The organism is Pseudochrobactrum sp. XF203 (genome assembly GCF_020341615.1).
Lineage (GTDB): Bacteria > Pseudomonadota > Alphaproteobacteria > Rhizobiales > Rhizobiaceae > Pseudochrobactrum > Pseudochrobactrum saccharolyticum.
Genome location: NZ_CP084392.1, coordinates 2,373,595 through 2,386,809 on the forward strand (window position 1 = coordinate 2,373,595; position 13,215 = coordinate 2,386,809).

11 protein-coding genes and 1 pseudogene are annotated in these 13,215 nt (G+C 47.8%); 7 read left to right on the forward strand and 5 right to left on the reverse strand.

The annotated features are described in order from the left end of the window. Positions 1-53 precede the first annotated feature (53 nt). The 4 genes and pseudogenes from LDL70_RS10835 to LDL70_RS10850 form a co-directional block, all read left to right on the forward strand. Entirely contained in the window at positions 54-1,238 is a 1,185-nt protein-coding gene (locus LDL70_RS10835; protein WP_225685030.1) for an acetate/propionate family kinase, read from the forward strand. Positions 1,239-1,254: 16 nt separating this feature from the next. Next, the gene (locus LDL70_RS10840) at positions 1,255-3,645 is read left to right on the forward strand and encodes a phosphoketolase (RefSeq protein WP_213598585.1); all 2,391 of its coding nucleotides are present in this window, start codon (positions 1,255-1,257) and stop codon (positions 3,643-3,645) included. An 80-nt stretch (positions 3,646-3,725) separates the two neighbouring features. Next, positions 3,726-4,055, forward strand: coding sequence for a ribose-phosphate pyrophosphokinase-like domain-containing protein (locus LDL70_RS10845; protein WP_213598587.1), 330 nt, complete (start codon positions 3,726-3,728; stop codon positions 4,053-4,055). A gap of 61 nt (positions 4,056-4,116) precedes the next feature. Then, a pseudogene (locus LDL70_RS10850) lies at positions 4,117-4,696 on the forward strand (DDE-type integrase/transposase/recombinase); the annotation flags it as partial. Between the two features lie 121 nt (positions 4,697-4,817). Here the strand turns inward: LDL70_RS10850 and hemH are convergent. Together hemH and LDL70_RS10860 are read right to left on the reverse strand one after the other, a co-directional pair. After that, positions 4,818-5,864 carry a ferrochelatase gene (gene hemH / locus LDL70_RS10855; RefSeq protein ID WP_213598589.1) on the reverse strand — a complete coding sequence of 349 codons (1,047 nt, stop codon included), beginning with the start codon at positions 5,862-5,864 and terminating at the stop codon, positions 4,818-4,820. 178 nt (positions 5,865-6,042) lie between these two features. After that, complete coding sequence (locus tag LDL70_RS10860; protein WP_225685031.1) at positions 6,043-7,461, reverse strand: deoxyribodipyrimidine photo-lyase; 1,419 nt, start codon at positions 7,459-7,461, stop codon at positions 6,043-6,045. 101 nt (positions 7,462-7,562) lie between these two features. On the opposite strand from LDL70_RS10860, the gene LDL70_RS10865 reads away from it, so the two are divergent. Next, positions 7,563-8,321: an SDR family oxidoreductase gene (locus LDL70_RS10865; RefSeq protein ID WP_225685032.1), complete on the forward strand. Its 759-nt coding sequence runs from the start codon at positions 7,563-7,565 to the stop codon at positions 8,319-8,321. Here LDL70_RS10865 and LDL70_RS10870 read toward each other — a convergent pair. The 3 genes from LDL70_RS10870 to LDL70_RS10880 are packed head-to-tail and all read right to left on the reverse strand — an operon-like array spanning position 8,318 to position 11,755. Next, complete coding sequence (locus LDL70_RS10870) at positions 8,318-9,568, reverse strand: cyclopropane-fatty-acyl-phospholipid synthase family protein (protein ID WP_225685033.1); 1,251 nt, start codon at positions 9,566-9,568, stop codon at positions 8,318-8,320. The two genes, LDL70_RS10865 and LDL70_RS10870, sit on opposite strands and share 4 nt — an antisense overlap. Next, entirely contained in the window at positions 9,555-10,343 is a 789-nt protein-coding gene (locus LDL70_RS10875; RefSeq protein ID WP_238481780.1) for a DUF1365 domain-containing protein, read from the reverse strand. Before LDL70_RS10875 ends, LDL70_RS10870 begins: the two co-directional genes overlap by 14 nt. A 56-nt stretch (positions 10,344-10,399) precedes the next feature. Next, entirely contained in the window at positions 10,400-11,755 is a 1,356-nt protein-coding gene (locus LDL70_RS10880; RefSeq protein WP_370637829.1) for an NAD(P)/FAD-dependent oxidoreductase, read from the reverse strand. Positions 11,756-11,970: 215 nt separating this feature from the next. Here LDL70_RS10880 and LDL70_RS10885 point away from each other — a divergent pair, with 215 nt between their 5' ends. Continuing rightward, the gene (locus LDL70_RS10885; RefSeq protein ID WP_213598597.1) at positions 11,971-12,549 is read left to right on the forward strand and encodes a sigma-70 family RNA polymerase sigma factor; all 579 of its coding nucleotides are present in this window, start codon (positions 11,971-11,973) and stop codon (positions 12,547-12,549) included. Then, a complete protein-coding gene (locus tag LDL70_RS10890; RefSeq protein WP_075655955.1) occupies positions 12,546-13,202 on the forward strand; it encodes a ChrR family anti-sigma-E factor in 657 nt (218 codons plus the stop codon). The genes LDL70_RS10885 and LDL70_RS10890 overlap by 4 nt, the downstream gene beginning before the upstream one ends. The last annotated feature ends 13 nt before the right edge of the window (positions 13,203-13,215 follow it).

The following is a 13,215-nucleotide window of genomic DNA, read 5'->3' on the forward strand; positions in this document are numbered from 1 at the left end:
ATAAAGCCTGCCTCACTTTTCCTGCAAAGCTGTTGATTATGGAAAGACTTGGAATGAATGATTTAATTCTCACATTCAATACAGGATCATCGACCGTCAAAATCGGCAGTTTTGAATGGAACGGCTCGTCTTTGCATAAATCCGCTAAGGCTGGCATTGATTTTGCCGCGTCTCCTTTGAGTTTTCATATGGAGCGCGGCAAAGAACGGCTGGATTTGCAACTGCAATCTGAGGCTTCTGCGGATATAGTCAGCGTGTTGAGCGAGGTTTTCGATAAGCTTTCTGCGCATATAGACCTGACCCGTATCAAAGCCATTGGTCACCGTGTGGTGCATGGCGGCGATGTTTTTACTGGTCCTGCATTGATTGATGAAGGCTCAATTCAGGCCATTGACGATTTGTCGGCCTATGCGCCGTTGCATCAGCCTAAAAGTCTGGCGCTGATTAAAGCGATCCACCAACTTTTCCCTAATATTTTGCAAACAGCCTCTTTTGATACAGCCTTCCATCGCACCATGCCGGATGTGAACCGCCGGTTTGCCATTCCGCGGGAAATGCATGACCAAGGCATCAAGCGCTATGGTTTTCACGGACTCTCTTATCAATCCATTGCACAACATTTTAACGAGCTTGACCCGGATTTAGGCCGTAAGAAACTTGTTGTTGCCCATCTTGGCAGCGGCGCCAGCCTTTGCGCACTTAGAGAAGGCAAAAGCGTTGATACCAGTATGAGTTTCTCCACGCTGGACGGTATTCCGATGGCAACGCGCTGCGGAAATCTAGATGCGGGTGTGCTGCTGCATCTGTTGAGCCAGCAGAATATGAACGCCGATGAGTTGACTGATATGCTTTATCATCGCTCCGGTCTGCTCGGTGTATCCGGCATCAGCGGAGATTGTCGTGACTTGTTGGCAAGTGAGGCACCTGAAGCAAAGCAAGCTATTGATCTCTTCACCACACGCATTGCCGGTGAAATCAGTCGTCAGGCGACCAGCCTTGGCGGGTTGGATACCATTATTTTCACCGCAGGTATTGGCGAACATCAGCCCGAAATCCGCACCCATATTGCCAGAAAATTACAATGGCTGGGCGTCGAACTGGATGGTGTGGCCAATGATAAAAATGCTTTCCGCATTAGTACACAATCAAGCAAAATCGCGGCTTTCATGCTCGCAACTGATGAAGAGCAAGTGATTGCTGCGGAAACCCTCACTGTTTTAAACCAATCCTCCCAATAGGTTAAGGAATTTTGGAATGAATAATCAGACTGGCGCCCAGCCGCTTACTCCGGATCAGCTGAAACTGACCGACCGCTATTGGCGCGCGGCCAATTACCTCTCCGTCGGGCAGATTTATCTGATGCAAAATCCGCTGCTGCGTGAGCCTTTAAAACCTGAACATGTCAAGCCGCGTTTGCTCGGCCATTGGGGCACTACACCCGGTTTGAACTTCATCTATGTACATCTCAACCGCATCATTAAAAAGCGCAACAAAGATGTGCTGTATGTCTGCGGCCCCGGTCACGGTGGCCCTGGCATGGTGGCGAATACCTATCTGGAAGGCACTTATACGGAAACCTATCCCGATATCACCGAAGATGTTGACGGAATGCAAAAACTCTTCCGCCAGTTCTCGTTCCCGGGCGGTATTCCAAGCCATGTGGCACCGGAAACTCCGGGTTCCATCCATGAAGGAGGCGAGCTTGGCTATGCGCTTGTGCATGCTTATGGCGCAGCTTTTGATAATCCCGATCTCGTCGTTGCCTGTGTTGTCGGTGACGGTGAGGCCGAAACCGGCCCCTTGGCGGCTGCATGGCATTCTAACAAATTCCTCAACCCGAAGCGCGACGGCGCGGTGTTGCCGATCCTGCATCTGAATGGCTATAAAATCGCTAATCCGACCCTGCTTGCTCGTATGTCAGATGAAGACTTGTACAGCCTTTTCACAGGCTATGGCTATGAACCATTTTTCGTAGAGGGCCACGAGCCGGAAGCCATGCACCAACTGATGGCTGCAACTTTTGACCGTGCTTTTGATCGTATCAAAGCCATTAAAGAGCAAGCCGATCTTAAATCTCCGGAGCGTCCGCGCTGGCCGATGATTATCTTCCGCAGCCCCAAAGGCTGGACAGGGCCAAAAGTGGTTGACGGCAAAATGGTGGAGAACCATTGGCGCTCCCATCAGGTGCCGGTTGCCAATTGCCGCGCAGATGATGCCCACCGCAAAATCCTTGAAGACTGGATGCGCAGCTATGATCCCGAAGATCTGTTTGACGCAAGCGGCAAGCTGAAACCGGAACTGCGCGCGCTCGCACCAAGCGGTGAAAAACGCATGGGCGCTATTCCGCATTCCAATGGTGGCTTGCTGCGTAAAGACCTGAAAACACCCGATTTCCGCAAATATGCAGTCAATGTTAGCGTGCCGGGTGCGGTACAGGAACAAACCACCAAAATCCTTGGTGATTATCTGCGCGATGTCCTCCGCCTCAATGATGAGGATAAAAACTTCCGTGTCTTCGGGCCAGATGAAACGGCGTCCAATCGCCTTGGCAGTGTTTTTGAGGCAACCGACCGCGTCTGGATGGCTGAAACGCTAAACAGTGATGATCATCTGGCCTCCGACGGCCGCGTGATGGAAGTGCTCAGTGAGCATTTGTGTCAGGGCTGGCTGGAAGCCTATTTGCTGACCGGTCGTCACGGCTTCTTCTCCTGCTATGAAGCCTTTATCCATATTGTGGATTCAATGTTCAACCAGCATGCCAAATGGTTGCAGGTCGCGCGCGAACTGCCATGGCGCAAACCGGTTTCATCGCTCAACTATCTGCTGACCTCCCATGTCTGGCGGCAGGACCACAACGGCTTCTCCCATCAGGATCCGGGTTTTGTCGATCTGGTCGCCAATAAGAGCGCCGATATTGTCCGCGTTTATTTCCCGCCGGATGCCAATACACTGCTTTGGGTGGGTGACCACTGTCTCAAAACATGGAACCGTGTGAATGTGATCGTTGCCGGTAAGCAGCCATCACCACAATGGCTAACCATGGATGAAGCAGAAAAGCATTGTGAGGCCGGTCTTGGTAAATGGGATTGGGCAGGCAGCGAAGATGGTATGGAGCCTGATCTGGTGATGGCTTGCGCCGGTGATGTACCGACCATGGAAACTCTGGCCGCCGCCGCAATGTTGCGTGAAGCGCTGCCGCATTTGCGCATCCGCGTAGTCAATATTGTTGATCTGATGGCACTGCAATCACCGCAGCATCATCCGCATGGTATTGCCGACAGTGAATTTAATGCGCTTTTCACCACTGATCGTCCGGTAATTTTCGCTTATCACGGCTATCCGTATCTGATCCACCGGCTGGTTTATAAGCGCACCAACCATCCGAACTTCCATGTGCGTGGCTTTATCGAAAAAGGCACAACCACAACGCCCTTTGATATGGCTGTGATGAACGAACTTGATCGTTATAATCTGGCGATTGAAGCGCTTAACCGTCTACCTTTGGCTGCCGGTATAGCAGACCCGATTATCGCGTATCTTCAAAAAAAGCTTCAGCAGCATCATGACTATGTGCGTGAGTATGGTGAGGATATGCCGGAAATCCGTGACTGGAAATGGCCGCATAGCCGCGTAGCCAAGAGCTGATTGCAGATATTTACCGGAGCGGTACATACCGCTCCGGTCTTTGAGTTTTATTCTGATGAACAGTGAATGGATATGTTAATATGGCTCTGCACTCTGCTGAGAAACGTCTGACCATTCCTCTGTTCGGCAATGAAGATCTGGCACGCGCGATTGCCGCCGCAGGTAATTATCAGCTTGGATCGCTGGAAACCCGCAATTTTCCGGACGGTGAGAGTTATCTGCGGTTTCTTGATGATGTGGAAGGCCGCGATGTGGATCTCATCTACACACGGCACATCCCAATCATAACTTCCTATCGTGATTTTTTGCGGCGGATGCAGCTCGCGAGTTTAAAGACCGTTCTGTCAATCTGGCCCCCCCCCTTTCTGGCCTATTGCGACAGGACAAACGCTTCAAATCCGGTGATGTGATCATTGAATAACCCTAGATTTGTAGACACCTTGTGACTTTAAAAAAGGTAAAGAGCTTACGATGAGTAAAGCTAATTTCACCGACGAATTTAAATTGATGCTGTTAAACAAATAACTGAGCGCGGTTATTCCGTAGCAGATGTTTCGCGTCGCTTGGGCGTAAGCACTCATTCACTTTATAGCTGGATGAAGCATTACAACGCCCCTGAGAAAGCAGCTGCTCAGGATGATCAATTGTCAGAGATCAGGAGTGGACTTGCTGTCCAAACCGAGTTGCGAGACTGACTCGACTGGCAGGTATCGTAGCTTAGATTGGCTACATCAAAACATATGTGAACGGTGCTATTCTGGCTGTCGTAGTCGACATTTTGACAGACGTTTTATTGGCTGTTCAATACAATCGCACCAAACCACAGACCTGGTCTTACAGGCTTTTTGGATTGTCGTGTGGCGACGTATACCAAAAGAGCTAGTACTGTTTCATTCCGACCAAGGCTCCCTGTTTACAAGTATGAACTGGGTTCATTCCTGAAACAGCACAACTTCTGCACAGTATGAGCCGGCTTGGGAATTGTCACGATATTGATCTAGCTGATAGCTTTTCTAATCGACTTGATAGAGAATGTGTTTGGCGCAAAGTAGAACACGATTGAAAGGAAGGCAAGATTGCCTGATGCAGTCTACAATTGTCTGTTTAACATCGGAGCAAGCCGCTAAAAATCACGATACCTTGCTAGATAGGAATCTGAATAAATTTTACATTTACACCCGATCTAGACTGCACATTTCTTTTAATAGAACAGATTCCAATACCTTTATTCCCGCCTCACTATCATTCAGACATGGTATAAAAGTGTATTCTTCCCCACCGTGTTCCATAAAGTACTCCCGATTTTCCACCGCAATTTCTTCCAGTGTTTCCAAACAATCGGAAACAAAACCTGGGGTAATAACCGCGATTTTTTTAACACCACTTTCAGCCAGTGACTGAATTGTTTTGTCTGTATAGGGCTTAATCCACTCTTCTGGCCCAAAGCGAGACTGAAAGGTAACAATCAATTGCTGTTTTGACATGCCCAATCTTTCACGCAGTAAGCGAGCTGTCTTCATACAGTGACAATAATAAGGGTCGCCCTTATCAAAGTAGTTCTGCGGAATGCCATGAAAAGAGGCTACAATAACCTCAGGCGTCCAACTAATAGTGCTCAGGTGTTGAGTTACAGAATTATACAAGGCGTCAATATAAACAGGATCATCATAATAAGGCGGCACTGTTCTTATGGCGGGTTGCCAGCGCATATTTAATAATTTGCGATACACCGCATCATTAACCGATGCTGTTGTAGCCGCCGCATATTGAGGATAAAGAGGGAAAATAATAATACGCTCAGATCCGGCACGTTGCAGTGCATCTATGCGGTCTGCAATGGAAGGGTTGCCATAGCGCATAGCCCAATCGATGATAATGTTATCATTATCGTTGAATTTCTCGGCAATAAGACTTGCCTGATTTCTGGTGAACGTACGAAGATAACTTTCATTCAGTTCGTTATTCCAGATAGATTTATAGGCTTTGCCAACCTTCTGCGGCCGCGTATTGAGCACAATGCCAAATAGAATTGGGTACCACTTCCAAGGCGACCATTCTATAACCCGTTTATCCGTCAGGAACTCTTTGAGATAAACACGAAGTGACTTGTAGTCTGTCCCTTCAGGTGTGCCGAGATTAATAAGCAAAACCCCGATTTTCCCGTTTTTGACATCAGGATGTTGTACGGGATTGCCATTATAAACAAGACTATGTTTCACTGAAAATACATCCGATTTTTTGGTTAAGTAACTATCTAATCATCCTTTACGTTTGCCTGAACAAAACGGATCACCGGAAAATACGCATAATTACAATCAGAGTGCCGTGCGCCCATCTGACATACTAAAATTTACGTAAAATCGACCTTAAGCTGAAATCAGAATAAGGCTTTATGCTCTAAATCTCGTTCTTCATAATCATCTTGAAGAACCTCTGGCTTTCTGCAATATCCGCAATCGGCAACGGATAATCGGTGCCCAATTTCAGTTTTGCTCCGCGCAAGACATCAGCAGGCGCTTGCTCCGGACTGTGTATCCATTTTGTGGGCAATAAGCGCAGTTCAGGCACCCATTGACGCACGTAAGCACCTTCTGGATCGAAGCGTTTTCCTTGCACGACAGGGTTAAAAACCCGAAAATACGGGGCAGCATCCATCCCGCATCCCGCAACCCATTGCCAACTGGCAGGATTGCTGGCCACATCAGCGTCAACCAGCGTATCCCAGAACAACTCTTCCCCAAGACGCCAGTCGATCATAAGATTTTTCGTCAGAAATGACGCCACAAGCATTCTGACACGATTATGCATCCATCCTGTTGCCCACAATTGACGCATTCCAGCATCAATAATCGGTATGCCGGTCTGTCCTTTTGTCCATGCAATGAAAGATGCGGGATCCTTGCGCCACTCAATTGGTTCAAGTGTCGGGCGCATATCATGCGTGGTAATATCTGCTCTGTGATAAAGTTGATGGTACTGGAAATCACGCCAGATCAACTCGGACAAAAACTTATCAGCACCATTTGCCACATGCGGATGCTGCTGCGTGAACTGAACAACTTCATGCCATATCTGGCGCACACTCATCTGCCCGAAGCGCATATAAGGCGAAAGTTTTGAAGTGCCGTCAAGAGAAGGACAGTCGCGGTCATCCGCATAAGACCGGACCAGATCTTTCAAAAATACGGTCAAACGCTGGTAACCCACCTCCTCGCCGGTTTGCCAATGCTGGGCAATTGTGTGTGCCCAGTGCGGTTGTTTATAAATCATAACCGGCTGGTGCTGCACGCAATTTCTGGAGGCTGCCATCTGAGCCGATATAGCACGAGGCTGAAGAACACCTTGCCGGCGCAAGGCTTTGGCATAGGGTGTATAAACCTGATAGGGGTCACCGTTTCCAGTCATAACCTCCCAAGGTTCGATCAATAAATTACCCCTGAATGAGGCAACATGGATACCTTTGCCTTTGAGGTTATGTTTTATATCTGCGTCGCATTCACGCTCTGTATGCGCATAACGCCTGTTCCAGAAGACAGCTTTAACATGCTCCGTTGTTACGATATGTTCTATGATAATCGCCGGATCACCTGTCTCAATTATTAATTCGATATTTTTTTGCGCCAATTGCGCAGCAAATTTTTCAAGGCTTCTCTCAAGCCACCATCGCGCAGCGCCGCCAGGACAGCGCGAAATTCCTGTTTCCTCATGGATATAAACGGCTGTAACAGATCCGCCCGCTAACAATGCCGCATCAAGTGCCGGATTATCTTGCATTCTAAGGTCATTGCGCAACCATATAAGACTATGATTTTTCATAGAAAATCCTGAGAGCTAAGAGAAAGAGCGGATGATGGATGAACCGCTGCCACCCCTGTTGCGTATAGAGAATGTAAAGTTTGTCTAATGAGGTGAATGTAATGGAAGCTCATATACATAATAAACTTGTATGGATAACGGGTGCCGGCACCGGAATGGGGCGCGCTTTGGCAATAAGGCTTGCCAGCCAAGGCTGGAAAGTAGCAATCAGCGCCCGCACAAGAGCGCATCTTGAAGAGGTCGCCGCACAAATACCGGACAAGATTTTTGCTTTTCCGATGGATGTGACGGACCACGCAGCGGTACCGGCTGCATATGCCGCGATTGAAGCACAGCTTGGCCCTGTTAGTGTCGCAATCCTCAATGCAGGCATATATAAGCGGGACAATGCGTTTAATTTTGATGCTGCGCTTTTTGAGGAAACGGTCAATGTCAATCTTATAGGAACTGCCTATTGTCTGGGCGCCGTTATGGAGCCCATGCTCAAGCGGCAATCGGGACGCATATTGGTCGTCTCCTCCGTTGCAGGATATACCGGCCTGCCAGGTGCAGCAGCATATGGCGCGACCAAAGCCGGTCTCATTAATATGTGTGAGGCCCTTTATCCTGAGCTGCGACGTAAGAATGTGCTTCTCAGCGTTGTTAATCCCGGTTTTGTAGATACGCCGCTCACACAAAAAAATGACTTTCCTATGCCTTTTATAATTTCAGAGAATGAGGCCGCTGATCACATCATTCGCGGCCTGAATTCACATCGTTTTGAAATTGCATTTCCGTGGAAGATGGTTTGGCTTACCAAATGTCTGGCATGTCTGCCCACTGGATTGCGATTTGCAATTACGCGCAAATTGTTACGTTAATCCTGATTGACGCAGAGCTGACGGAAATGAAACTGCCCGACATCAATGCGCTGCGCTCTGAAACCGGCAGCGCAATAATGGAAATAATATCGCCACATCCGCTTGAAACGCGCATCAAAGCCGAGTGGCTCGATAGTGCACCATTGCTTTATGAATTGATCATCCCATTGAAGCAGCGTCTTCTCATAATCACGTCCAAACATCAGCTGGTCAGTCAGCTTTAAATTATGTCTTCGTGCGACATCAATAAGTGCGTTGCATGAAGGCAGCATACCGCCCGGAAAAATATAGGTCTGAATGAAATCAGCATTGCGCCGGTATTCATCAAGGCGGTTATCATCGATGGTAATAACCTGTAGCAAAGCCTCGCCGTCACTCTCTAACAAGGCTTGCAGTCTTGCAAAATATACAGACCAGTTCTCCTCGCCGACAGCTTCAAACATCTCGACAGATACGATTTTGTTGAAATGCCCCTCACAATTTCTGTAATCTTCAATACGAATTTCAACACGATCAGATAGGCCCGCTTTCATCATGCGCTCTCGCGCAAAATGTGCCTGCTCCTGAGAAAGTGTCAGGGCTACAATGCTGCAACCGGTTTTACGCGCAGCATATTCCGCAAATCCGCCCCATCCGCAGCCGATCTCAAGAACACGGTCATTTTTCTGAATATTCAATTGCCTGACGATGCGGTCATATTTGGCATTTTGCGCATCAGATAAGGACTGTCCGGCCGTTTGGAACAAGCCGGAAGAATATGTCATGGTCTCATCCAGCCACTGAGCATAGAATTGGTTGCCCAGATCATAATGGAAAGCAATATTGCGCTTGCTTCCTGTAGGCGTATTGGCACGGAGACGATGGCGCAAATTGGCCATCAATCTTGCAAGTGCCGGCAATGCGAGAACCGAATTTAAATAATCCTCATTGAAAATTCCCAGATCCAAAACAGCACCAATATCTGGACTATCCCAGTTATTATCAATAAATGCGCGCGCCAGCCCGAGTTTTCCTCCGGAGAGGACTTGCCACACAAATTTCGGCGAACGAATGATCATTGTTGCATCAGGGCCCGGTCTTGAGCCTTTGACATAAAAACTGTGCCCATCAGGAAACTCAACAGTCAGTGTGCCGAAAGCAATCCGGCCAGCCCATTTCTGCGCAATGCGCATCCATAGCGGCGGACGTTCGTTGAGCCCTGCTTTGACTTCCCTCTTGATGTTCATTGTCTCTTCAGTGGTGCTCATCAGGATTTAACTCACGGGGCTGATTGATCGGAGTGGGGTTTGAAACAACAGTACTGTCGACCTTGCTGGCCGCCGCCTTATAGCGATAAATGGTAAGGCCTTTTCTCCAAAGGCGCAGTGCCTCCCAATAAATGCTCGCGCTGACTTTCAGGGTCATCAACGGGTGACGCAACAATGCCAAACCAAGCGTGCGGTCATTTATGGGGCTTCGTGTCGCTTCAAAATTTGCAACAAGCACCATGCCATCAGCATCTTCCTCATGGATACGAACCAGCAGCTTTTCATCGGGAGGCTCAATGTAAAAATTATAGAAACAGTCCATCGGCAAAAAAGGAGATACATAAAAATCCTTCTTACATTGCTGGTGAAAGCCCTGTCCTGTCAGCTTCCCCTCGAGAACACGCATAATATAGGTATGACGTTCTGCGAATGTATTGCTGACCTCATAAAGAACAGCGCGCAGCCCTCCTTGCGCGTCATAACAAAAATAGAGTGTCAGCGGATTGAAGACATAGCCATAAATGCGCGGATAACAGAGAATATAAATACTCATCCCTGCCCCCTGAAGACCAGCACGGGCTAGTTGCCCTTCAACCCAATGGCGCAATCCGCCCTTTGTGCCATCTCCGTGATCTTTATCGTGAAAGCTCACAATTGCGCGGCGATTATAAGCAAAAAGACGCTTTGCCTTGTCTAATGACGGAAGCTCATCAATATTCAGCAGCAATGAAAATACACGATAAGTGAAGCGATGCCGTTGAGGACGCAACCGCATATGCATCACTTTGCCTGTATAAAGACCTGACTGTATCTTCTCACTAGAGCGCATTATTATGATGCCTCACTCTCAGACGGCTGTGAAATTCTGGAGGATGCGTTTGGTACATTCCAAGGTCGTTTCAAACCAGCCAGCCCTTCTGCCACTGCAAGCCCTGCCTGCAAACCATCCTCATGAAAACCATAGCCAAAATACGCACCACAGAACCATGTATTACGCTTGCCTTGCAGGACATGCAGCGCACGCTGCGCTTCCAATGCTCGAAGGTCAAAAAGCGGGTGCTCATAATCAATCACCTTGATAATTTTTTCACCGGCGATCGGCTTAGTCGGATTAAGCGTAACAAAAAGCGGGTATTTCCTATCAAGAGATTGAAGCTTATTCATCCAATATGTCACACATAAAGGTTGCTTTTCTGCATTCTTTTGATCGCCGGTATAATTCCAGCTCGACCAGATCCGCCTGCGCCTTGGCATAAGTGACATATCGGAGTGCAAAACGGCGCTATTGGCTGTGTAACGAAAAGCACCAAGCAGTTTCTGCTCCTCAAAGCTGGGATCATCCAACATTGCAAGCGCCTGATCCGCATGCGCGGCAATAACCACATCAGTAAAACGCTCTGTATGGCCTTTGTTATCTGTCACCATGACGCCGTCAGGAGTGCGCTTGATGCGCACAACCTTGGCATCAAGCCTGATGTCACCGGATATTGCCTGTGCCAATCGCTCAACATAACGGCGGCTGCCACCCGTAACAGTGCGCCATTGCGGGCGATTTTTAAGACTGAGCAATCCGTGGCTGACAAAAAAGCGCACAAAGGCTTGCACAGGATAAGCCCGCATTTCATCCGCGCCCGCAGACCAGATTGCAGCCCCCATAGACAGCAGATGATTTTCAACAAAATCATTACCATAATTATGAGAACGAAGATATTCGCCAAGGCTAGTCTGCGCGTAATGTTCACTATCCAGAACAGAAGGCGCCTCGCGGTAAAACCTCAACACATCCCTGACCATAAACCAGAAACGGGGACGAATGATATTACGCCGCTGACCAAGCAAACCGTTGATGCCAGAACCGGAGTATTCCAGCCCGCCCTCATTGAGTGATACGGCAAATGACATATTGGATTTTTGTGTCTCAACGCCGCATGTTTCAAATAATGCGACAAGATTGGGATAATTCCGCTCATTATAAACAATAAAGCCCGTATCAACGGCAATCTCGTTTTGTCCGCACGGAACCATAATCGTATTGGAATGCCCGCCTAAGCGGTTATTCTCTTCATAAATGGTGACCCGCGCAGTTTTGCTCAACAGCCATGCTGCAGACAATCCGGAAATACCTGATCCGATGACAGCAATGTGTTTTTTATTTTCAGAGAATGAGTGAGAACTGCTCACGGCTATTCCTTTTGTTTTTTATATATTCCAATACGCGCCGTACGACGTTTCGGATCTCTTTTTTTAAATTATTTTGATGTCGTGATCCGTTTGCTGATTTTCTCCGTAAAGATGGCATGAAAACAAACATTTCCATCCAGCCGCAATCGTGGCACAACAAATACAAAGGAATTGCAGAGCGCAGATCTATGCTGCTCCGATTCAGGCGGGAATGTTTCAAAATGAAAAAAACCACCCCCAATGCGGAGATTGGGAAACTCGAAGTATTAATGAAAGCTGTCACATTGGATCGCGATATTGATGCTTATGAGGTGATTTTTAAATACTTTGCGCCGCGTGTTAAATCTTACATGTTGCGGCTTATGACCGATGAACAGCTCGCAGAAGAGCTGATGCAGGAAACAATGATCACTGTATGGCACAAAGCGGACCGTTTTGATCCGCTCAAAGGAGCGCTTTCAACATGGATTTTTACGATTGCACGAAATTTGCGCATTGATGCTGTAAGACGAGAGAAAAGACCCGAATTTGACCCGGATGATCCGGCTTTTGTTCCTGATGAAACAATACCCGCTGATGCTCTAATCATAATGCAGCAATCAAGTAATGAATTACAGCAAGCAATGGAAAAATTACCGAAGGAACAGTTCGAGCTTATAAAAATGTCTTTTTATGATAATCACTCTCAAAGTGCTATTGCCGAGAAAATGAATATTCCGCTTGGAACAGTTAAATCACGAATGCGACTGGCATTTGAAAAATTGCGTCTTTCCCTCAAACACTTAGGGAGAGCGTCATGAATATACATCATCATTTAAGCGATGCGTTGCTTGAAAGCTATGCTGCCGGCACCTTAAGCGAGGGCTGGAGCATTGCCGTAGCCACACATTTATCATTGTGCCCTTCATGCCGTTTTCGTCTTAAAAACTATGAATGTCTGGGCGGAAAATTGCTTGAGGAACTACCTGCTGATACGTCTGTGGATAAAGCATGGGAGGCTGTTCGGTCGAGATTGGCAAAGACATCACTAAAGACCAAGCAAGAACGACCGGAACCACAACCTCAGGCACCTGTTTTACCTCAGCCATTACGCTCTTATCTCGGAGGAGATGTCGATAAGCTGAAATGGCGCGCTCTTGGTCGCGGAGCAAGTCATATTGTCATTCCGACCAGCGACAATTCATCAACCGTACGCCTGCTCAAGATACCTGCCGGCAAGCCGGTTCCTGAGCACGGTCATGGCGGACGGGAATTGACACTTGTTCTTAGCGGAAGTTTTATCGATGGCGACGAGAGTTTTACTCGCGGCGATATCGAAGAGGCAAATTCCGATATTATTCATCAGCCTATAGCTACATCGGACGCTGATTGCATTTGTCTGGCGGTTACAGATGCCCCGTTACGTTTCCGCTCATGGATTGTTCGTTTAGTGCAACCTGTGCTTGGAATTTAGCGGCTAACGAATT

What these genes read in the sequence shown, in the direction of transcription:
- LDL70_RS10875 (WP_238481780.1), bottom strand. Translation starts at nt 10,343, where the DNA reads ATGCGGTTGCGTCCTCAACGGCATCGCTTCACTTATCGTGTATTTTCA.
- LDL70_RS10885 (WP_213598597.1), top strand. Translation starts at nt 11,971, where the DNA reads ATGAAAAAAACCACCCCCAATGCGGAGATTGGGAAACTCGAAGTATTA.
- LDL70_RS10835 (WP_225685030.1), top strand. Translation starts at nt 54, where the DNA reads ATGAATGATTTAATTCTCACATTCAATACAGGATCATCGACCGTCAAA.
- LDL70_RS10860 (WP_225685031.1), bottom strand. Translation starts at nt 7,461, where the DNA reads ATGAAAAATCATAGTCTTATATGGTTGCGCAATGACCTTAGAATGCAA.
- LDL70_RS10840 (WP_213598585.1), top strand. Translation starts at nt 1,255, where the DNA reads ATGAATAATCAGACTGGCGCCCAGCCGCTTACTCCGGATCAGCTGAAA.
- LDL70_RS10870 (WP_225685033.1), bottom strand. Translation starts at nt 9,568, where the DNA reads ATGAGCACCACTGAAGAGACAATGAACATCAAGAGGGAAGTCAAAGCA.
- LDL70_RS10890 (WP_075655955.1), top strand. Translation starts at nt 12,546, where the DNA reads ATGAATATACATCATCATTTAAGCGATGCGTTGCTTGAAAGCTATGCT.
- LDL70_RS10845 (WP_213598587.1), top strand. Translation starts at nt 3,726, where the DNA reads ATGGCTCTGCACTCTGCTGAGAAACGTCTGACCATTCCTCTGTTCGGC.
- LDL70_RS10865 (WP_225685032.1), top strand. Translation starts at nt 7,563, where the DNA reads ATGGAAGCTCATATACATAATAAACTTGTATGGATAACGGGTGCCGGC.